This window comes from Microbacterium sp. (assembly GCF_047605725.1).
GTDB lineage: Bacteria > Actinomycetota > Actinomycetes > Actinomycetales > Microbacteriaceae > Microbacterium.
Genome location: NZ_JASGFE010000001.1, coordinates 68,226 through 88,804, shown reverse-complemented (window position 1 = coordinate 88,804; position 20,579 = coordinate 68,226). Strand labels below are relative to the sequence as shown.

The window sequence follows — 20,579 nt, the reverse complement described above, 5'->3', positions numbered from 1 at the left end:
GCCGCGGTGACAGGCCGCCGAGGCGGACACAGAGGAGCACGAGACGCATGGATGACGGCATCGACTTCGACGCGATCACGATCGAACGGCTCCGCGAGATCGGCAGCGTGAAGTGGTCGGTGTTCCCCGACGCCATCGGCGCGTTCGTCGCCGAGATGGACTTCGGCGTCGCGCCGCCCATCGCCGAGGCCCTGCACGCGAGCATCGACGACGGTCTGTTCGGGTACCTGCCCAGGTCGCTGTCGGTCGCGATGTCCGAGGCGTGCGCCTCCTGGCAGGCGGACACCTACGGGTGGGACGTCTCCGCCGACCGCGTCCATCCGCTCCCCGATGTGCTGAAGGCGCTCGAGCTCGCGATCGTGCACTTCACCGCACCGGGGTCGAAGGTGATCCTGCCGACACCGGCCTACATGCCGTTCCTCCGCGTTCCGCCGAGCCTCGGGCGCGAGATCCTCGAGGTCCCGATGCGGGTCGACGCCGGCCGTTACGGGCTCGACCTCGACGCGGTCGACGCCGCCTTCCGCGACGGCGGTGAGCTGCTGATCCTGTGCAACCCGTACAACCCGGTGGGAAGGGTGTTCACCCGTGACGAGCTCGCCGCGGTGTGCGAGCTGGTGGACCGGCACGGCGGGCGGGTGTTCTCGGACGAGATCCACGCGCCGCTGGTGTACGCGGGCCGCCGGCATGTGCCGTACGCCAGCATCTCCGACGCGGCTGCCGCGCACACGATCACCGCCACCTCGGCCTCGAAATCGTGGAACCTGCCCGGGCTCAAGTGCGCGCAGCTGATCCTGAGCAACGACGCCGATGCGCGAGCGTGGGAGCAGCTCGGCCCGATGGCGGGTCACGGCGCGAGCAACCTCGGCGTCATCGCGAACACGGTCGCCTACACCTCGGGGCGGCCCTGGCTCGAGCGCGTCATCGCCTACAACGACGCCAACCGTCACGCGCTCGCCGAGCTGCTCGTCGAGCACATTCCCGGCATCCGCTATACGCCGCCGGAGGGCACGTACATCGCCTGGCTGGACTGCCGCGGGCTCGGGCTCGACAATCCGGCGCAGTTCTTCCGCGAGCAGGCCGGTGTGGCCCTGACCGACGGGCTTGCCTGCGGCGCACCCGGGGCCGGGTTCGTGCGCTTCGTCTTCGCGACCCCTCGGCCGATCGTCGAGCGGGCAGTGCGACAGATGGCCGACGCCCTCGCCCGGCGCGGATAGCGCCGCACCACCCGGGCGGATTCGCGGCCGTTCGACCCGATTCGCGTCCCGCTTACAGGGCGAATGGGGTCTGAGACCGGTCGGGAGCTCCGCCACAGCCGTTTCGCCCTGTAAGCGGGACGACAGGAGGGCGTCCTCCTCAGGACAAGGGCGCCCGCGCAGACTCCTCCACAGGCGACGACTTCGGGAAGTTGTCCACGGATCGGGTGTGAGGCGCCCCGCGCGGCGGCGTGTGTCGTCAAGATGCGACCCATGGACACCTCACGCAAGCCCGATGTGCGCCGCGCGCCCCGACTCCTCACGACGGGGGATCTCGTGGGGGAGGGCTTCAGCAAACGCCGGATCCGCACCGCGGTGGACGACGGGAACCTCCTCCGAGTGCGGGTCGGCGCGTATTGCACAGCCGACACCGACCCCGGCTGCATCGCCGCCGCGCGCCTGCACGGGCGACTGACGTGCGTGTCAGAGCTGCGGCGCCGTGGCGTATTCGTACTGGAGTCCGGCGCGCTCCACGTGCACGTGCCGCCCACGTCGTCCAGGCTCCCCGCTCGGTCGCACGGACAGAGACGACACCGCGCTGCGCTACTGCGTATCCCGCATCCGCGGGCGGTGTCCGTGGAGCCGCTCGATGCGGTGCTGCATGCCGTCCTCTGTCAGTCGCCCCGCGCCGCTGTGGCCACGATCGACTCCGCGTTGCATGTGGGGCTCATCCGCCTCGACGATCTCGACGAGCTGTTCGCGGCGCTCCCGCGCCGGCACCGGCGGCTTCGCAGGCTGGTGGACGGTCGTGCCGAGTCGGGTCCGGAGTCGTTCATGCGCCTGATCCTGCGCTCGCTCGGATGCGCCTTCGAGGTGCAGGTTGAGATCGATGGCGTCGGGCGCGTGGATTTCCTGGTGGACGGCTGGCTCATCGTCGAGTGCGACAGCAAGGCCCATCACTCGGACTGGCAGGCCCAGGTCGAGGACCGTCGCCGTGATCAGGAGGCCGCCCTGCGGGGATTCGCGACGTATCGTGTGCTCGGCTCCGACGCGATGTGGAAGCCGGACCGGGTGCGCGCCGCTCTCGCGGGCCTTCTGGCGGCCGTGCACGGCCGTCGGACGGTCGGCACTCGCCGTTGACGTCCCGCTTACAGGGTGAATTGGTCACTCGGCCGCGACCTCGCGCCGGTCGCGTCGATCGGCCCTGTAAGCGGGACGGAATTCGGCCGGCGCCCGGCTGAGCCGGGGGGACGGACCGGCGCCGATAGGCTGGCGCGATGACCGACCTCCCCGTCCGCAGCCGTCTCGTCCACGACGCCCTCCGGGCGGCCGGGATCCCCGGCGACATCGTCGTGCTCCCGGATGCCGCCTCCACCGCGCAGCTGGCCGCCGCCGCCCTCGGCGTCGAGGTCGGCGCGATTGCCAACTCGCTCGTGTTCTGGTGCGACGAGGCGCCGCTTCTGGTCATGACCAGCGGCGCGCATCGCGTGGACACCGCGGCGCTCGCCGCCCGCCTCGGCCGCGGCCGGATCCGACGAGCCACACCGGATCAGGTGCGTGAGGCGACCGGGCAGGCGATCGGCGGGGTCGCACCCACCGGACACCCGGCGCCCATCCAGACCGTCGTCGACGAGGCGCTGGCCGGCTACCCGCGGCTGTGGGCGGCGGGCGGAACGCCGCACACAGTGTTCCCGCTGACCTTCGACGAGCTCGTCCGGCTCACCGGCGGCACCGTGGCGGCGGTGGACTGACCAGCGCGCAGCGGCGGGGTCAACGCGGGCTGTCGAAGCTCCAGGAGGCGGGCTCGATCGCCGACGCGACCTCCCAGTCGTCGGCGTCCCACGTGAATCGCGCCACCGCGCACGTGGGCATGTGCCCGATGCCGCCGTCGGACAGCAGGCCGGCGAGCACGGTCATGCCGGGGTCGTGCGCGACGATCAGCACCGACGTAGCGCCGCTGTCGACCGCCGCCGCCAGCAGCGTGCGTGCCGGCGCGCCGTAGAGCTCCTCGCGCAGCTCGGGCTTCAGGCCGAGCGCTTCGCCGAAGAATCCCGCCGTGGTGCGGGCGCGCAGCGCCGTGGACGCCAGGATCGCGTCGGGGATGAAGCCGGTCGCCGCCAGGCGCGAGGCCATCTCCGGAGCGTCGCGCAGGCCGCGCTCGTTGAGCGGGCGGTCGTGGTCGTCGAGGCGCGGGTGGCCCCAATCGCTCTTCGCATGGCGCACGAGCACGAGGGCCGTCATCGACGTACCGCCTTCCCACGGGTTCCGCATGCGCGGCTGCGGCCGCACGACGGGGCGCGGCATCCGTCGCACCGCTCTCGACGATATCGGTGTCGCCGATCCGGATGCCACGCCCCGGCCTGCCGCGTTCAGGAGACGTAGACCCATCCCGATCGGCCGTCGGCCAGGGTGATCGCGATGCGCCGGTACATCAGAGGGGTCTGGTACTCGTCGGTGGCGTCGAGCTCGGCGTCGGTGAGCGACAGCACTGTGCCGATCACCTTGTCGATCGGGTTGCCGGTGTAGCGCAGGATCGGGTGCACGGAGCGGTCGCAGGCATCGGCGTCGCGATGGTCCTCGACGTCGGCATAGTCCACGGTGTAGCCGGTCATGCAACCGGGGCTGGCGGGTACCACGCGGCCGAACAGGTCGAGTTGCACCTCGGTGGACTGAAGCGCACCGTAGGAGAACAACAGCTGGTCGGCCCCCGCCTCGTTCACACTGTCAGGGTACTCCGCGGTGGCGTGAATGGGACAGGCCGGCCGGCGACCGCCTCGGCCTACCTCAGCAGTGCATGGGCGACGGAGAAGATGGCCAGACCCGCGAGCGCACCGACGATCGTACCGTTCAGGCGGATGTACTGCAGGTCGCGGCCGACCATGAGCTCGATCTTCTCGGTGGTCTCGGCGGCGTCCCACCGCTCGACGGTGTCGGTGATGATCGAGGCGATGTCGTGGCGGTAGCGCTCGACGAGGAACACGGCGGCATCGGCGACGCGTCGGTCGACGCGGCGCTGGAGCGCGGCATCCGTCGCGAGGCGGGCACCGATCTCGGCCAGCGCTTCGGCGATGCGGCGGCGCAGGGCGCTGTCGGGGTCGTCGAGGGCGCGCAGGAGCCCGACCTTGGCGGTGTTCCAGGCCTCCGCGGCCAGCTCCCGCACGCGGGGGCTGTCGAACACGGCGCTCTTGGCGTCTTCGAGGCGCCGGATGGTCGCCGGGTCGTGCTGGAGGTTGTCGGCCAGCCGCGCGAGATAGCCGTCGACGGCGAGGCGGGCCGGATGCCGCGGGTCGGCCTGCACCGCGTCGATGAACTTCACGGCCTCGTTGTAGACGGTGTCGTCGATCAGGCGCAGTGCGATCGACGGCACCCACGACGGGAGTCGTCGCGACATGAGGCCGCTGAAGGCCTCGCGATTGTGCCGCAGCCACACGGCGATGCTGTCGACGGCGAGGTCGACCGCGCCGCGATGGGCGTCGGCGTCGACGACGCGCGACAGCCATCCGCCCAGCGCCGGTCCCCACTCCGGGGCGATGAGGTGCTCGCGCGCGAGATCGGCGATGAGCTCCTGCACCTCGTCGTCGCTGAGCGCGCGCAGGATGCCGGCGGCCATCGTGGCGGCCTCCACGCCGACCCGCTCGGCGTGCTGCGGATCGCGCAGCCACTCGCCGGCACGGGCGGCGATGTGCGCCGAGTCGAGCTTGGTGCGCACGACCGAGCCCTCCAGGAAGTTCGTCTCCACGAACTCCCCGAGTGTGCGGCCGATCTCGTCCTTGCGGCGCGGGATGATCGCGGTGTGCGGGATGGGGATCCCGAGCGGATGCCGGAACAGCGCCGTCACGGCGAACCAGTCGGCGAGCGCGCCGACCATGCCGCCCTCGGCCGCGGCCCGCACATATGCCAGCGCGGGAATGCGCTCCTGCAGTGCGAACGCGATGACGAAGAGCACCGCCATGAACAGGAGCGCACCGAGCGCGACGCCCTTCATGATCCGCAGGCCTCGCCGGCGCTCCTGGTCGGCCGGGCTCAGCAGGGCGAGGGGAGTGGGAGGCATGCCGTCATCCTCGCACGGCGCTGCGGTCTCGATCACCGCGGGGCCTGACGAACGGCCGCGGCACCAAGGCCAGGATCAGGCGTCGAGGGGACCGAGCCAGGCGGTCGCGACAGTGGAGTGCGCCGATTCCGGGTCGGAGGGGTGGAAGAGCCCGGCCAGCACATCGCGGTAGAGCCGGCTGAGCTCGGCGCGCGCGAAGTACGACGACCCGCCGGCCACGAGCATCGCGTCGTCGACGACGGCCTTGGCGGTGGTCACGGCGCGGTGCTTGACCCCCGCCAGCAGCGAGAACCAGCGTGCGCCGTGGTCGGCGCGGCCGTCGACGTCGCGGCACAGGGCCGCCAGCTGCGGCGGCAGCGCGTCGTACGCGAGGGCCATGTCGGCGACGCGCCAGCGGATGTCGGGGTCCTGGCTGTAGGCGGCGCCGGACTTCTTCGAGCGGCGCGCGTGCGCGGCCTGGACCGCGAGATCGAGAGCGCGGCGCGCGATGCCGGTGTAGACCGAGGCGAGCAGCAGCTCGAAGACGCTGAAGATGCCGAAGACGATCGGGTCGGGGTTCGGGCCCGGGTCGACGCGGCGCACGACGCGACCTGCGGGGGCGACGGCGCCGTGCAGCTCGGTCGTGCGCGACTGGGTGCCGCGCATGCCGAGGGTGTCCCAGTCGTCGCGCGTGACGACGGCATCCGTGCGCGGCACGAAGGCGTAGACGAGCTTCGGCGCATCCGGCGAGGTGGTGTCGAGGCCGTGCAGCCCGAGCTGCGTCCACACCGGCGCGAGCGAGGTGAAGATCTTGGTCCCGGTGAAGGCGTAGCCGCTGTCGGGGAGGGGTGCGGCATCCGTGTCGCTCCCGAAGAGCACGAGGTCGTTTCCGGCCTCGCTGATGCCGAACGCGAAGACCTCGCCCGCCGCGGCGCCCTCCTGCACGAAGCGCAGTGCGTCGATCCCTCGGTCGGCGAGCACCTTCGCGACCCCGGTCCAGACCAGGTGCATGTTGACCGCGAGCGCGGTGGCGGGGGAGGCGGTGGCGAGCTTCTGCTGCAGGACGGATGCCTCGGCCAGGCCCAGCCCGGCGCCGCCGAGCTCTGCGGGGACGAGGATCGCGAGGTAGCCGGCATCCGCCAGTTCGGCAAGGTCCGCCTCGGGGAAGGTGTTGTCGCGGTCGTGCCCGGCGGCGCGCTCGCGGATGCGGTCGAGGAGGGCGTCGGGGAGGTAGGCCGCCGGGTCGAACCTCATGCGAGCGCCTCGTGCAGCTGCGCCATCGTCTCCTCGGGCTTGTCGCGGTGCGGGGAGTGCCCGGCACCGGCCACGACCGACATCGTGAACACCGGATTCTGCAGCACCTCGCACGCGCCCTCACCGGAGAAGATCGAGTCGAGGGACGGGTCGGCGGCGATCACATGCGCCGGCACGCTCAGGCGCGCAGCGGCATCGCGGACGTCCCATGGCGAGTTCTGCAGGATCGTCTGATCGACCGCCCACGGGCTCGCCTGGCGGAGGGAGATGAGCTTGAGCTCCACGTCCTGCTCGTGCCAGGTCGGGTTGGCGGCGCGGATCGCCTCTGCACTCGGATCGGCGAACGACGCCTGCTGACCGAGGCGGGTCTGCTCGCGGTTGTGTTCGGACAGGTGGATGCCGGGGTCGATGAGCACCAGCCGGTGTGCCCATGCCGAGTCGTCGGCGGCGGCGACGGTGGCGGCCGCACCGCCGAGGGAGTGGCCGATCACGAGATCCCAGGCGGCGGGCGGGGCGGGCCGGGTCGCGGCGATATCGGCCGCGTAGGCGGCGATCGTGTAGTCGAGGGCGCGCGGGGCCGTGCCGTGGCCGCGCAGGTCGACGGCGACGGCGTGCCAGCCGGCGTCTGCCAGGGCGACGCCGAAGCGCCACATGAGCGCCCCGTTCGAGCCGAGGCCGTGGACCAGGAGAGCGTGTCGGGGCGAGGCGGGATCGCCCCACGCGCGGCGGGGCAGGGTGACGGGGATGGGCATGGGCATGGGCATGGGCACCAGCCTAGGAGCGTGGCGTGTTCGGCGGGCGCGCGCGGGCTGGATAATGGTCGGATGATCTCGACGGAGCTGGCGATGGCGCTGCACGACGCGGGTCTGGTGTGGCATCCGACTTCCGGGGACCGGTTCCAGCTGCACGAGCCCGAGTTCGAGGCCGACGTGTTCACGGTGAGCGAGATGACGATCGAGCCCCGCGACTACCCCTCCGGCCGCATTCTCGCCTTCAACGGCACGACCGAGTGGGCGCTGGACTCCGTGTCGCAGGAGGACACGCTGTGGCTGCCGCGCGAGGATCAGCTGCGCGAGCTGCTCGGGCGGGCCTTCCGCGCGCTACGGCGCCTCCCGGACACCTACGAGGTCGAGATCGTGCTCCCCGGCGATGACGAGCCCCGCCGGTTCGCCCACCCCGAGCCGTCCGACGCGTACGCCCTCGCCCTGCTGGAGCTTCTGCGCCGCGTCGCGTAGCGCCGGCGCGCCGCATCGAATCCGCGAGACTCCACCCGTGCACCGAGACTGCGCGCTGGGCATGCAGTCTCGGTGCACCAATGGAGTCTCGCGGTCAGAGGGACCGGCATCCCGGGTCAGACGCCGACGGTGAGGGCGGCCGTGTAGCCCTCGGAGACCGAGCCGGACATCGTCGCGATCTGGAAGATGCCGCCGTCGTCGCCGAACACGTTGTCGCTCTGCAGCGAGATCTCCGACAGGTTGCGCACGCTCTGCTCGTAGCCTGCCGTGGCGTACACCGCGTTGTTCGTCTCGGCGGGCAGGGCCAGCTGCGACGTCTTGACGATCGGCCCGTCGGCGATCGCGCCGGCGAGGTTCTCGTACACCTCGAAGTGGATGTGCGGCCAGCGTCCGGAGTAGCAGGCGGGGTAGATCGTCGTGAAGCGCACGACGCCGTTGGCGTCGGTCTCCTGCACGCCGCGCAGGTAGTTCTCGTTCTCCAGCCCCTGGCTGTAGAGCGAGTAGTTCCCGTCGCGGTTGCAGTGCCACAGGTAGACCCCGCGTCCGGCGAGTGCGGCGCCGGTCGCGGCGTCGCGGATGGTGAGAGCCACCGAGAGCGGGATGCCCTCGGCGACCGTGGTCGACGAGCCGAAGCTGGAGCGGATGTCGCTGCGCACGATGCCGGAGTCGTCGAGCACATCCACGCCGTTGGAGCCGTCGGCAGGATACGGGCCGGCCGTCTCGTCGGGGATCTCCGTGACCGGGACATCGGCCGTCGCGGTCGGAGTCGGCGTCGCGGTCGCCGCGGGCGTTGCGGTCGCGGTAGCGGTCGCGGTGGATGTGGAGGTCGGTGTCGCGGTGGCCTCGGTGCCGCATGCCGCGAGCAGAGACGTGAGTGCGACGCCGCCGAACAGTCCGAGCACCCGGCGCCGGTCGATCAGGGTCTGCACGTCGTAGACGAGTCCGCGGTGATCCTCGTCGATCTCCTGGCCGTGCTCGTCGACCCAGCGTGTGTCGTCCATATCGCCCTCCTCATCGCGTGAGCCTCAGTCCACAGCATCCGGCTATGCGCCCACTGTGAGCGAGCGATGCGTTGAGTGGGCACTCCGGTCTCGACACGCCGCGACACGCCGGGGGCGCGTTTCCACAGCGAATCCGATGTCGGAGCCCCCGCGTAGCGTCGGGACTGTGGATGGATGCCGGCAAGGCTCGCGCGAAGGGCGTGAATCAGGGCTTTTCCCGGCTCCGAGGAAGGAGGTGTCCTGTGGATGAATCGGTGGACAACGAGCGTTGTACCTGAGGAGGGCGGTGGAAAACTACACGGATGTAACTACTAGCCCTTGTGGTGCATCCCGATGTCGGCACCTATATGTAGTATTGGGAGTCCGGCGGGGAGCCGCCGGGAGAACAGAGGAACTTGAGGGGAGAAAGGGTCACGATGGCGATCACGGTCTACACCAAACCGTCCTGCGTGCAGTGCAACGCGACCTACCGCGCGCTGGACTCGAAGGGCATCGACTACGAGGTCCTCGACCTGTCCGAAGACGCCACGGCGCTCGCGCACGTGAAGTCGCTCGGCTACCTGCAGGCGCCGGTCGTCGTCACCGACGAGGACCACTGGTCGGGCTTCCGTCCCGACAAGATCGACGAGCTCGCCTCGCGCCTGGCGTGACGCGTCTCGTCGCCGCCCGGAACATCCTGACGCCCCGTAGACGAGGCGAGACGATACGCGAGGAGGTGCGCAATGCCGACGTCACTGGCGACGCGAGCGCCCCTGCTCGTGTACTTCTCGAGCATCTCGGGCAACACCGCGCGCTTCGTCGAGAAGCTCGGTCTGCCCGCCGTGCGGATCCCGTTGCGGGCCTCCGATCCGGCCGTGGAGGTCGATGAGCCGTTCGTGCTCGTCACCCCCACCTATGGCGGGGGACAGGGGCACGGAGAGGAGAAGGGCGCCGTGCCCAAACAGGTCATCCGGTTCCTCAACGAGGAGCGGAACCGGAGCCTGATCCGCGGAGTGATCTCCGCGGGCAACACCAACTTCGGCGAGGCCTACTGCCTCGCCGGCGAGATCATCAGCCGCAAGTGCCGCGTGCCGCACCTGTATCGGCTCGAGCTATTCGGCACGCCTGAAGACGTCGATCGCGTGAGCGAGGGACTGGAGCGATGGTGGACACAGCACTGACCGACACGGCATTCAAGAAGGATGCCCGCTTCGACGGGATGGACTACCACTCCCTCAACGCGATGCTCAACCTGTACGGCGAGGACGGGAAGATCCAGTTCGACGCCGACCGTCGGGCAGCGCGCGAGTACTTCCTGCAGCACGTCAACCAGAACACCGTGTTCTTCCACTCGCTGAAGGAGCGGCTGGAGTACCTGGTCGACAAGCAGTACTACGAGCCGGCGGTCCTGGAGAAGTATCCGTTCGAGTTCGTCGCGCAGCTCAACGAGCTCGCCTACTCGAAGAAGTTCCGCTTCGAGACCTTCCTCGGCGCGTTCAAGTACTACACGAGCTACACGCTCAAGACCTTCGACGGCAAGCGCTACCTGGAGCGCTTCGAGGACCGCGTCGTCATGGTCGCCCTCGGGCTCGCCGACGGCGACCAGCAGCTGGCCACCGAGCTGGTCGAGGAGATCATCGCCGGCCGGTTCCAGCCGGCGACCCCGACCTTCCTCAACACCGGCAAGGCGCAGCGCGGCGAACTGGTCTCGTGCTTCCTGCTGCGCATCGAGGACAACATGGAGTCGATCGCCCGCGGCATCAACTCCGCGCTGCAGCTGTCCAAGCGCGGCGGCGGCGTGGCTCTGCTGCTGTCGAACATCCGCGAGTCGGGCGCCCCGATCAAGCAGATCGAGAACCAGTCCAGCGGCATCATCCCGGTCATGAAGCTGCTCGAAGACAGCTTCAGCTACGCCAACCAGCTCGGCGCCCGGCAGGGCGCGGGCGCGGTGTACCTCTCGGCGCACCACCCCGACATCCTGCGCTTCCTCGACACCAAGCGCGAGAACGCCGACGAGAAGATCCGCATCAAGACGCTCTCCCTCGGCGTGGTCATCCCCGACATCACCTTCGAGCTCGCCAAGAAGGACGAGGACATGTACCTGTTCTCGCCGTACGACGTCGAGCGGGTCTACGGCGTGCCCTTCGGCGACATCTCGGTCACCGAGAAGTACCACGACATGGTCGACGATGCGCGCATCAAGAAGACCAAGATCAACGCGCGCGAGTTCTTCCAGACCCTCGCCGAGATCCAGTTCGAGTCCGGCTACCCGTACATCATGTTCGAGGACACCGTGAACCGCGCCAACCCCATCAAGGGCCGGATCAACATGTCGAACCTCTGCAGCGAGATCCTGCAGGTGAACACCCCGACCACCTACCACGAGGACCTCTCCTACGCCGAGATCGGCAAGGACATCTCCTGCAACCTCGGCTCGATGAACATCGCTCTCGCGATGGACGGCGGCGACCTCGGCAAGACCGTCGAGACGGCGATCCGGGCTCTCACCGCGGTGAGCGACCAGAGCCACATCACCTCGGTGCGCTCCATCGAAGACGGCAACGACCGCTCGCACGCGATCGGCCTCGGGCAGATGAACCTGCACGGCTACCTCGCGCGCGAGCACATCCACTACGGCTCGCAAGAGGGTGTCGACTTCACGAACATCTACTTCTACACGGTGCTGTTCCACGCCCTTCGCGCCTCGAACCGGATCGCGATCGAGCGCGGCCGCGCCTTCGACGGGTTCGCCGACTCGACCTACGCGTCGGGGGAGTTCTTCGACAAGTACACGGATGCCGCGTGGGAGCCGCAGACCGAGCGCGTGCGGGAGCTGTTCGACGGCATCCACATCCCGACCCAGGACGACTGGCGGGCGCTCAAGGCGTCGGTGCAGCAGCACGGCATCTACAACCAGAACCTGCAGGCGGTGCCGCCCACCGGCTCGATCTCGTACATCAACAACTCGACGAGCTCGATCCACCCGATCGCGTCGAAGATCGAGATCCGCAAGGAGGGCAAGCTCGGCCGCGTCTACTACCCGGCGCCGTTCATGACGAACGAGAACCTGGAGTACTACAAGGACGCGTACGAGATCGGCTACGAGAAGGTCATCGACACCTACGCGGCCGCGACCCAGCACGTCGACCAGGGCCTGTCGCTGACGCTGTTCTTCAAGGACACCGCCACCACGCGCGACATCAACAAGGCGCAGATCTACGCCTGGCGCAAGGGCATCAAGACGATCTACTACATCCGCCTGCGGCAGCTGGCGCTGGAGGGCACCGACATGTCGGAGTGCGTCTCCTGCATGTTGTGACAGTCGATCAGGGATTTTTTGGAACAGGAACGACAATGACCCCGCACGAACCCCTCAAGCTGATCGACCACGTGCAGGCGATCAACTGGAACCGCATCCAGGACGACAAGGACCTCGAGGTGTGGAACCGCCTCGTGAACAACTTCTGGCTGCCCGAGAAGGTGCCGCTGTCGAACGACATCCAGTCGTGGAACACGCTGACGCCGGAGGAGCAGCAGCTCACGATGCGCGTGTTCACGGGTCTCACCCTGCTCGACACGATCCAGGGCACGGTGGGCGCGGTCTCGCTCATCCCCGACGCGATCACTCCGCACGAGGAGGCGGTGTACACCAACATCGCGTTCATGGAGTCGGTGCACGCGAAGAGCTACTCGTCGATCTTCTCGACGCTGTGCTCGACGAAGGAGATCGACGAGGCGTTCCGCTGGTCGGTGGAGAACCCGAACCTCCAGCGCAAGGCGAACATCGTCATGGACTACTACCGGGGCGACGAGCCGCTCAAGCGCAAGGTGGCATCCACTCTGCTGGAGTCGTTCCTCTTCTACTCCGGCTTCTACCTGCCGATGCACTGGTCGAGCCGCGCGAAGCTCACCAACACCGCCGACCTCATCCGCCTCATCATTCGCGACGAGGCCGTGCACGGGTACTACATCGGCTACAAGTTTCAGAAGGGGCTGGAGCAGGTGACCGAGGCCGAGCGCGCAGAGCTCAAGGACTACACGTTCTCGCTGCTGTACGAGCTGTACGACAACGAGGTGCAGTACACGCAGGATCTCTACGACGCGGTCGGTCTCACCGAGGACGTCAAGAAGTTCCTGCACTACAACGCGAACAAGGCGCTCATGAACCTCGGCTACGAGGCGATGTTCCCGTCGACGGTCACCAATGTGAACCCGGCGATCCTGTCGGCCCTGTCGCCGAACGCCGACGAGAACCATGACTTCTTCTCCGGCTCCGGATCCTCGTACGTGATCGGCAAGGCCGTCGCCACCGAGGACGAGGACTGGGACTTCTGACCCGCCGGTCGCCCGGTGTACCGACTCGAGTCCTCCGGCGCCGTCCGTGCCTCGCGGACGGCGCCGGTGACCGAGTGGCTACGATGAGCGTCATGCCCGAACGGCCGCCGCTCAGTCCCGTGATCGGTCTGCTGACCGTCTCGGCGATCTGGGAGGGCCGGCTCGCCGAGAAGCTGCGGGGCCTGGGCATCTCGACCCGCAAGTACGGCCTGCTCGGCCACATCGACGCCACCCCCGGCATCTCGTTCTCCGAGCTGGCGCGCCGCTCGAGCATCACGGTGCAGTCCGCGCACACCGCCGTCCGTGCGCTCGTCGACGACGGTCTTGTGGAGGACGCCACGCGCCATGCCGGCACGGCATCCGATCTTCGCGTCACCGCGCGCGGCGCGGAGGTGCTCGCCACGGCGCACGCACGGCTCGCCGAGCTCGATGCGCGGCTGGCCGATGAGGCCCCCGAACTCGCGGCGGTGCTGGCAGCCAGCCCCGCCGCGATGCTCCGCACGGCCACCTGAAGCGCGACACCGCGCGGATCGCCTCCGAGTGCCGCGACGCTACGCCGGCGCAGCGCCGAGCGTTCGGCCGCGGACGAAGTGCCCCGGAATGCGGATGTCCACCGAATCGGTCGCGTCGTTGCGCAGTCTGTCCTGGATCAGCTCGATGGCGCGTTCGGCGAGCTGGGCCACGGGTTGCGCGACCGTGGTCAGACCGAGCAGCGAGCTGCGATACGGGCCGACGCCGTCGAATCCGGTGACGCTCACGTCGTCCGGACACCGGACTCCCCACTCGGCGAGGTACTCGAGGATGCGGAGGGCGGTGGCATCGTCGCCCGCCATGAAGGCGGTGACACCGTCGTCCAGGGCCGCACGGAGCCCTTCCCTCAGCTCGCGCCCCTCCTGGGCGCGGCTGGCGATGATGGTCGTCTTGACATCGGCCATGATGAGCTGGGTCAGGAAGCTGGAGGTCCTGGCGTGCAGCGTGTGCGCCAGCCGATTCCGCGATGCGGTCACCGCGACGCGAGTGTGACCCGCTTTGACCACGCGGTCGGCGAGGTCGGCCTCGCTGGCCGGATCGATGTTGACGGCGTCGAACCCTGGACGCACGAGACCGAGGGCGATGGTCACCGTCGGGACGAAGGATGCCGCGAACTCCGCGGTGGCCGCGGACGTGCGGCCGGATGCCACGAGGATCCCACCCACACCGTGGCCCAGCAGATTGCGCACCGCGGCGGTCTGTCGCCGCTCGTCGTCGCCGGCGCCGACGATGAGCAGGTCGATGTCGCGCTTGTCGGTCTCCAACTGCACCTGTGCGGCCAGCTCGCCGTAGAAGGCCCGCCCGGCACCGCGGATGAGCAGGCCGATGGTCGTCGTCCGGGAGCTCGCCAGACCGCCGGCGCGCAGATCGGGCACGTACCCGAGCTTCTCCGCCGCCGCCTTGACGCTTCTGCGTGCAGCGGGGCTCACGCGGGGGGCGTCGGCCAGCGCACGGCTCGCCGTGCTCTGTGCGACACCCGCCTCGCGGGCGACATCGAGGATGCTGACCCGCCGCCTGCGTTCCATCTTCGAGTCTCCACCCAACCCATGCCGACGCCGTCAGCCGTCGAGCGTCCACTCCCGGAGCGTGTCGAACGTGAAGATCCCCTGCTCCGGCCGCTGGTCGACGGCCACGAGCGACACTCTATCGACGCGCATGGAGCTTCGCCGGGCGGCTCGCTGCAGCGCCCGGCTCACCGGCTCGGCCGCGGTGTCGTCGAGGCAGTAGGCGACCGTGTAGTGCGGGCCGTAGGGCGGCGCCATCAGCACGTCCCCGAGTCCCGCGCTCAGGAACGCCCTGCGCAGCCCGTCGAGCAGGGCCGCCCACGATGCGCTCGGGGCGCCGACGGCCTCCACCGCGTGCGTGTTCGCCCTCGGCGCCTCGAACTCCACATCGAACGGCTCGAGCGCGGCCACGGATTCGCCGATCCTGCCGAGGGCGGTGGCCCAGGCATCCCCGCCGATCTCGTCGGGGTAGGCGTCGAGCCGCTGCATCGTCATGTGGAGGTACTCGGCGGGCTGCACGGCCAGCTCTTCGATCGGCTCGAGCGACCGTGCCGCCGCCTCGTACGCGGCGAAGAGGGCATCGCCCGGTGGCGGACAGACGTAGAAGTGGAGCGCACCATCGAGTCTTCGCCACTTCGTGTCGTCCCGGTCGAAGAACCTCCGCATCAATGCACGTCCTCGGTCCGCGGGATCACCCACAGCGAGCCGGGCTCGATCGTGAGCGCGACCTGAGTCCCGCGGGGGTACAGCGGTGCCGCACCCGGCGCTTGGCCTTGAAGCTCGCCTACCTGGCTGCCGACGACGTAGTTGACCACGCCGCCGTCGAAGGCCACGGAACGCACCGTCGCCGAGATCGCCTCGTCGCCGGGCGCGGTCACGTGGAGGTTCTCGGCACGGATGACCAGCGACGCGGCGGAGCCCGCGGTGAGCCCCGGCGTGCCCGGCACGTCGAAGGTGCCGAGGTCGGTGTGGACCCGGTAGAGCGGATAGGCGCCCTCGCCCCCGAGGATCGCCGAGACGGTGCCGTCGACGAAGTTGCTCGTGCCCAGGAATGCCGCGACGAACCGATTGGCGGGATGCCGGTAGATCTCCGTCGGCGAACCCACCTGCTCGATGCGCCCGGCGCTCATCACCACGATGACGTCCGACATCGTGAGCGCCTCCGACTGGTCGTGCGTGACGAAGATCGCCGTCAGCCCGAGCCGCTGCTGCAGGGCGCGGATCTCGTCGCGCATGCGCACGCGCAGGCGCGCGTCGAGATTGGAGAGCGGCTCGTCGAACAGCACGATCTTCGGCTCCATGACCAGCGCGCGAGCCAGCGCCACACGCTGCTGCTGACCTCCGGAGAGCTGGTGCGGGTATCGATCGGCGTACTGTTCGATGCCCATCATGCGCAGGCCGTCGGCCACCTTCTGCTGGCGCACCTGGCGGTCGAGCTTCTTGAGCTTCAGTCCGAAGGCGACGTTGTCGCGGACCGTCAGGTGCGGGAACAGCGCATAGGACTGGAACACCATCGACATCGGTCGCTTGTCGGGCGTGACGCCCAGCACGCTGGCGTCGTCGAGCAGGATGTCGCCCTCGGTCGGATGCTCGAAGCCCGCGATCATGCGCAGCGTCGTGGTCTTGCCGCAGCCGGAGGGTCCCAGGAGGGTGACGAAGGTGCCGGCCTCGATGTCGAGATTGATCGTGTCGACGGCCTTCTGATCGGAGTGCTTCGCGTTGTACGCCTTGGAGACGTCGACGAGTCGGACGGATCCGGCCGTGGTCGCCGTGACGGGTCGCGGGGAGATGGTTGACGTGGTCATTTGTTGGCCGTCCTCTTCGAGCGGTTCAGTTGCTGTAGGAGCAGGGAGGCGACGCCGAGGATGGCGAGCACCATGAGGATGAGGATCGTGCAGTAGGCGAAGGCGTTGCCGAATCGCCCCGCGTCGACCTCGTCGAGGATCTGCGAGGTCATCACCTTGGTCTGCGGCGTGGTGATGAAGATGATCGCGGTGATGGTGGTCATCGACTTCGTGATCGCGTAGGTGACCGCGGTGATCACCGCCGAGCTGACCAGTGGGATGGTGATCTTCCTGAAGGTGGTCAGCGCGCCCGCGCCCAGCGAGGTCGCCGCCTCCTCCACCTGCGGGTTGATCTGCCGGAGTGCCGCGATCGACGCCTGCTGGCCGGTCGGGATGCCGCGGGTCACGTAGACGAGGACGATCGCGATCGCTCCGCCGCCGACGGCGAGCCCGCCGGCGAGGATCGGGAGGATCTGCACGCCGAGGAACCAGGTCGGGCTGGAGTAGGCCAGCGCGAAGCCGAGACCGAGTACGGTGCCGGGGATCGCAGCCCCCAGCATCCCGATGAAGTCGAGCAGTTTGCCCGACCGGGGGAGGTGCCGGACGACGAGCCAGGCGATCGCGAGTGCGAGCAGTGCCGCCACCGGCGCGGCGATGAGCGTCATGGTGAGGGTCGTCACCATGGCGCTGGATCCCAGTCGCTGGACGAACTCGTAGTGCGACAGCGTGAAGGTGTTGTTGACGCCCAGGATGTTGACGAACCCGCCGACGACGATCGTCACGTACACGAGCACGATCAGCAGGGCCCAACCGCCGGTGAGGATGCCGATGGGGATGACGATGCTCTTCGACGTCACCGGCTTGAGGGCTCCGGTCGGCTTGCCGGTGACCGTGATCACCGACTTCTTGCCGGCCCAGTACTTCTGGATCGCGAACACCGTCAGAGCCGGCAGGAGCAGCACGAGCGCGATGCCGGCGGCGCTCGCGATGTCGCCGCTGCCCGCCACCGCGAAGTAGATCTGGCTCGCCAGCACACGGAAATCCCCGCCGAGGACCAGGGGGTTCGCGAGGTCGGCGATGCCTTCGACGAAGAGCACGAGGAACGAGGCGAGCAGGGCGGGGACGACCATGGGGATCGTCACGGTGAGCAGCGTGCGCAGCTGCGTCGCGCCGAGTGTCGAGGCCGCCTCGAACAGCGACGGGTCGAGGTTCTCGAACATGCCCTTGATGTTCATGTAGGCGACCGGGGCGAAGGTCATCGAGATGACGATGACGAGTCCGGGCAGGCCGTAGATGTCGAACTCCAGGCCGAACAGCTGGTACGAGACGATGCCGCGTCGGCCGAACAGGCTGATGATCGCGGTCGCCGCGGCGAAGGGCGGCGAGATCGTGGGCAGCAGGGTGAGCCAGTGCAGCGCACGCTTGCCGCGGAAGTTCAGGAACACCTGCGCGTACGCGCAGACGAAGCCGACGAGCGTGCCGACGATCCCGACGAGCAGGCCGAGCAGCACCGTGTTGCGCAGCGGAACCGCGTTCGTGGTGAACGTGTGGATGATCGCGCCCAGTCCGTCGTCGGAGAACGCTGCGCCGACGAGCTTGGCGACCGGGATGCCGAGAACGACGACGAGCGCGAGCAGCACGATGCCGAGGACGAGCCATACGGCGGGATCCTTGCGCTGCTCCGTGCGGCGTCGGCCTGATGCGACCGGGATTCTGGTGGTGAGTGACATCGGTGTCTCCTCTTCGGATCGTGGGCCGGGGACGAGGGCGTCCCCGGCCCACGGGTCGGCTACTGAGCGTCGTTCGCCGAGGCGATCTGCGACTCGAACGCCTGAATGAAGGCGTCACGGCTGTCGGCAGCCAGACGGATGTCCCAGTCGACCTGCTTCACCTCGTCCTGCGGGGGCACGTTCGGGCCGACCTCGGCGTCGGGGTTGGTCGGCGCGGCGAAGGAGGGGATGTCCGCGTAGAGGTCCTGAGCCTTGGCCGTGAGCACCCAGTCCATGAACAGCTTGGCGTTGGCGAGGTTGGCGGGATCCTTGAGGATCGACACGGCGCCGACCTCGTAGCCGGTGCCCTCCTCCGGGTAGGAGGTGACGAGGTCGGGGTAGCCGGCCTGGATCGCCTTCTCGCAGTCGGAGTCGAGGGCGATGGCGACGGCGACCTCACCGCGTCCGGCCTGCTCGGTGCCGGTGGCCGCCGACTTGGAGTACTGCATGACGTTCGAGTTGAGCTTGGCGAAATAGTCGATCGCCTTCGCCTGGTCGCCGCCTTCGAGCGTCGCCACCGTGAAGATCGCCATGTAGCCGACGCCGGCGGTCGCGGGGTGCGGCATGGCGACGCTGCCGGCGAGCGCCGGGTCGAGGAGATCCTGCCAGGAGGTCGGAGCCTTGAGGCCCTTCTTCTCCAACTCCGCCTTGTTCGAGCAGAAGGCGACCGAGTCGGTGTAGAAGCCCGACCAGACGCCGGTCGGGTCGTTGTACTGCTCGGGAAGCGAGCTCGCCTCGGGGGAGATGTAGGACTCGACGAAGCCGCGGTCATCCGCGATCAGGTGGTTCTCCGCCTGGCCGCCCGACCAGACGTCGAACTCGCCGGGGTTCGTCTCCAGCCGGGCGAGGACCTCGCCCGAGCCGAGACGCACGTAGGTCGTCTCGATGCCGGTCTCGGCCTGGAATGCAGCCGTGATGGCCTGGCAGAAGTCCTCCTGCTGGGAGCAGGCGACGTTCAGGGAGCCGCTGGCCTCGGGGGCTGCGGAGGTCGTCGCGTCTGCGGCGCCTTCGGGAGCCGAGCACGCGGTCAGGGTCCCTGCGGTCAGGGCGAGCGCGCCGAAGGCGAGCAGGGCGGTGGTGGTGCGTGAGCGCATCGTTGAGCCTTCCGTAGTGGGTTCGGGAACGCTGTGGATACGCTCCCACTCGCAAAGAATGTCTCACTGGACTGCCCTATGTCAAGAGAACATTGGGATCAAGCCTGCATTGGGCGTCTCTCGGTCTGCGACGTCGAAGTGGATGCGTATCCATAGTCCGATCGGGTCAAGGGGTCCCGATGCATGCGGTTGATCCCGGCTCCTCGAATCGCGACACCGCCCGAATCCTCCGCACAGCGGGCGCATCCCGCACTAGGGTGCAGACATGCGCACACGTCTCGCCGCCGGTGCTGCGGCCTTCGTCGTCGCGGCATCGCTGGTCGGCTGCGTGCCCGAGCCCGCCTCCACGCCGACGGCCACACCGACACCGACGGTCACGCCGACGCCGACACCCACTCCGACCTCCACGCCCACTCCGGGACCGACCGTAGAAGCGTCGGCCGCCGCCCAGTACTGTACCGAGCACGGGGGCACGGTCGTCGAGATCACCCCGTCCTCGAGCGATGCCGTCCCAGGCGACTGGACCGCCGTCTCCGACCCGGTTCCGGCGTGCCGGTTCCAGCAGGGCACGGGCGACGCGATGACGCAGCTCGACGTCGATCTCACGACGCTCTACGCCGAGGCGCCGACGATGGCCGCCTACGCCTACCTGGCCAAGAAGCCTCTTCCCGGTGGGGGCGGCGAGAACCCCGCGGCGATGCTGTGCGTCAATCTCGAGGGCGTGGAGCTGACCCTCACACCCGTCGGCGGCAGTGCCGACACGGCGGTGACCGCGTGCCGCTTCGCCGACGGTTCGTTCATCGACGACTGGGCGATCGCCTACTACTCGGGCGGTGTGGTGCACGGCGTCGATCTGGCGACCCTGTTCCGGTTCGACCCCGCCTCGGTGCCGGCGGCCTGACGCACCACGCGCTCTTCGGCCCTCGCGCCCTCGCGCCGTGCGCCTCGCGCCGTCGCGCGGTGCGCCTCGCGCCGTGGCTCCTCGCGCCCTCGCGCCCTCGCGCCCCTCGCGCCCCTCGCGCCCCTCGCGCCCCTCGCGCCATCGCCCCTTGCGCCCTCGGGTCGTGCCGCTCCGCGCCCCTCGCGCCTCGGCTCCTCGCCCCTCGCACCGTGTCGCTCCTGTCGAGTCACTGTCTTCCTGCCGAGTCACTGTTCTCCAGGGCAGTGACTCGACGGAAGAGCAGTGACTCGGCGGGACGTCACCCGGGGAGAGCAGTGACTCGGTGGGGGAGGGGGATTGTGTCGGTGGCACGGGGCGGAGCGGTGCGCGGCGGAACCGGGGCGCATCGGGAGGCGGATCGGGGGGTGGAGCTAGGGGTGCGGGCCGGGGGCATGGCGGATTTCTGTCCCGCTTACAGGGTGAACTGCGC

The 20,579-nt window shown here is 69.1% G+C and carries 21 protein-coding genes; 10 read left to right on the top strand and 11 right to left on the bottom strand.

Annotation, left to right across the window (positions count from 1 at the left end):
• The first annotated feature begins 47 nt into the window (after positions 1-47).
• The 3 genes from QM641_RS00415 to QM641_RS00405 all read left to right on the top strand — a co-directional run bounded on the left by QM641_RS00415 (position 48) and on the right by QM641_RS00405 (position 2,944).
• Positions 48-1,214 (top strand): MalY/PatB family protein, encoded by a 1,167-nt coding sequence (locus QM641_RS00415; RefSeq protein ID WP_415112316.1) that lies wholly within the window; start codon positions 48-50, stop codon positions 1,212-1,214.
• A 252-nt stretch (positions 1,215-1,466) separates the two neighbouring features.
• Entirely contained in the window at positions 1,467-2,333 is an 867-nt protein-coding gene (locus QM641_RS00410; protein ID WP_415112314.1) for an endonuclease domain-containing protein, read from the top strand.
• A gap of 137 nt (positions 2,334-2,470) precedes the next feature.
• The gene (locus QM641_RS00405; RefSeq protein ID WP_415112312.1) at positions 2,471-2,944 is read left to right on the top strand and encodes a YbaK/EbsC family protein; all 474 of its coding nucleotides are present in this window, start codon (positions 2,471-2,473) and stop codon (positions 2,942-2,944) included.
• A 19-nt stretch (positions 2,945-2,963) separates the two neighbouring features.
• Here QM641_RS00405 and QM641_RS00400 read toward each other — a convergent pair whose 3' ends face one another.
• The 5 genes from QM641_RS00400 to QM641_RS00380 form a co-directional block, all read right to left on the bottom strand.
• Complete coding sequence (locus QM641_RS00400) at positions 2,964-3,434, bottom strand: SixA phosphatase family protein (RefSeq protein ID WP_415112310.1); 471 nt, start codon at positions 3,432-3,434, stop codon at positions 2,964-2,966.
• A gap of 128 nt (positions 3,435-3,562) precedes the next feature.
• The gene (locus QM641_RS00395) at positions 3,563-3,913 is read right to left on the bottom strand and encodes a gamma-glutamylcyclotransferase family protein (protein WP_415112308.1); all 351 of its coding nucleotides are present in this window, start codon (positions 3,911-3,913) and stop codon (positions 3,563-3,565) included.
• 59 nt (positions 3,914-3,972) lie between these two features.
• Positions 3,973-5,244, bottom strand: coding sequence for a DUF445 domain-containing protein (locus tag QM641_RS00390; protein WP_415112306.1), 1,272 nt, complete (start codon positions 5,242-5,244; stop codon positions 3,973-3,975).
• Between the two features lie 75 nt (positions 5,245-5,319).
• Positions 5,320-6,477: an acyl-CoA dehydrogenase family protein gene (locus tag QM641_RS00385; RefSeq protein ID WP_415112305.1), complete on the bottom strand. Its 1,158-nt coding sequence runs from the start codon at positions 6,475-6,477 to the stop codon at positions 5,320-5,322.
• Positions 6,474-7,241 (bottom strand): alpha/beta fold hydrolase, encoded by a 768-nt coding sequence (locus QM641_RS00380; protein WP_415112303.1) that lies wholly within the window; start codon positions 7,239-7,241, stop codon positions 6,474-6,476. Before QM641_RS00380 ends, QM641_RS00385 begins: the two co-directional genes overlap by 4 nt.
• 60 nt (positions 7,242-7,301) lie before the next feature.
• On the opposite strand from QM641_RS00380, the gene QM641_RS00375 reads away from it, so the two are divergent.
• A complete protein-coding gene (locus QM641_RS00375) occupies positions 7,302-7,712 on the top strand; it encodes a pilus assembly protein CpaE (protein ID WP_415112301.1) in 411 nt (136 codons plus the stop codon).
• A 116-nt stretch (positions 7,713-7,828) separates the two neighbouring features.
• Here the strand turns inward: QM641_RS00375 and QM641_RS00370 are convergent, their stop codons facing one another.
• Positions 7,829-8,713 (bottom strand): intradiol ring-cleavage dioxygenase, encoded by an 885-nt coding sequence (locus tag QM641_RS00370; protein ID WP_415112299.1) that lies wholly within the window; start codon positions 8,711-8,713, stop codon positions 7,829-7,831.
• A gap of 416 nt (positions 8,714-9,129) precedes the next feature.
• On the opposite strand from QM641_RS00370, the gene nrdH reads away from it, so the two are divergent.
• The 5 genes from nrdH to QM641_RS00345 all read left to right on the top strand — a co-directional run bounded on the left by nrdH (position 9,130) and on the right by QM641_RS00345 (position 13,539).
• On the top strand, positions 9,130-9,363 hold the full coding sequence (gene nrdH, locus QM641_RS00365) for a glutaredoxin-like protein NrdH (protein ID WP_415112297.1): 234 nt from the start codon (positions 9,130-9,132) through the stop codon (positions 9,361-9,363).
• A 72-nt stretch (positions 9,364-9,435) separates the two neighbouring features.
• Positions 9,436-9,873, top strand: a complete 438-nt coding sequence (nrdI, locus tag QM641_RS00360) for a class Ib ribonucleoside-diphosphate reductase assembly flavoprotein NrdI (protein ID WP_415112295.1) — start codon at positions 9,436-9,438, stop codon at positions 9,871-9,873.
• Complete coding sequence (nrdE, locus tag QM641_RS00355; RefSeq protein ID WP_415112293.1) at positions 9,855-12,011, top strand: class 1b ribonucleoside-diphosphate reductase subunit alpha; 2,157 nt, start codon at positions 9,855-9,857, stop codon at positions 12,009-12,011. Before nrdI ends, nrdE begins: the two co-directional genes overlap by 19 nt.
• A gap of 35 nt (positions 12,012-12,046) precedes the next feature.
• The gene (gene nrdF, locus QM641_RS00350; protein ID WP_415112291.1) at positions 12,047-13,027 is read left to right on the top strand and encodes a class 1b ribonucleoside-diphosphate reductase subunit beta; all 981 of its coding nucleotides are present in this window, start codon (positions 12,047-12,049) and stop codon (positions 13,025-13,027) included.
• Between the two features lie 92 nt (positions 13,028-13,119).
• Complete coding sequence (locus QM641_RS00345; protein ID WP_415112289.1) at positions 13,120-13,539, top strand: MarR family winged helix-turn-helix transcriptional regulator; 420 nt, start codon at positions 13,120-13,122, stop codon at positions 13,537-13,539.
• 39 nt (positions 13,540-13,578) lie between these two features.
• Here QM641_RS00345 and QM641_RS00340 read toward each other — a convergent pair whose 3' ends face one another.
• From QM641_RS00340 to QM641_RS00320, 5 genes are read right to left on the bottom strand one after another with little or no spacing between them, the layout of a single operon-like run.
• Entirely contained in the window at positions 13,579-14,583 is a 1,005-nt protein-coding gene (locus tag QM641_RS00340) for a LacI family DNA-binding transcriptional regulator (protein ID WP_415112287.1), read from the bottom strand.
• Positions 14,584-14,616: 33 nt separating this feature from the next.
• Positions 14,617-15,228: a 2'-5' RNA ligase family protein gene (locus QM641_RS00335; RefSeq protein ID WP_415112286.1), complete on the bottom strand. Its 612-nt coding sequence runs from the start codon at positions 15,226-15,228 to the stop codon at positions 14,617-14,619.
• Entirely contained in the window at positions 15,228-16,367 is a 1,140-nt protein-coding gene (locus tag QM641_RS00330) for an ABC transporter ATP-binding protein (protein WP_415112284.1), read from the bottom strand. Before QM641_RS00330 ends, QM641_RS00335 begins: the two co-directional genes overlap by 1 nt.
• Positions 16,364-18,076, bottom strand: a complete 1,713-nt coding sequence (locus QM641_RS00325) for an ABC transporter permease (protein ID WP_415112282.1) — start codon at positions 18,074-18,076, stop codon at positions 16,364-16,366. Before QM641_RS00325 ends, QM641_RS00330 begins: the two co-directional genes overlap by 4 nt.
• Positions 18,077-18,135: 59 nt before the next feature.
• Entirely contained in the window at positions 18,136-19,209 is a 1,074-nt protein-coding gene (locus tag QM641_RS00320; RefSeq protein ID WP_415112280.1) for an ABC transporter substrate-binding protein, read from the bottom strand.
• 265 nt (positions 19,210-19,474) lie between these two features.
• Here QM641_RS00320 and QM641_RS00315 point away from each other — a divergent pair, with 265 nt between their 5' ends.
• The gene (locus QM641_RS00315) at positions 19,475-20,110 is read left to right on the top strand and encodes a hypothetical protein (RefSeq protein WP_415112278.1); all 636 of its coding nucleotides are present in this window, start codon (positions 19,475-19,477) and stop codon (positions 20,108-20,110) included.
• Positions 20,111-20,579: the final 469 nt, after the last annotated feature.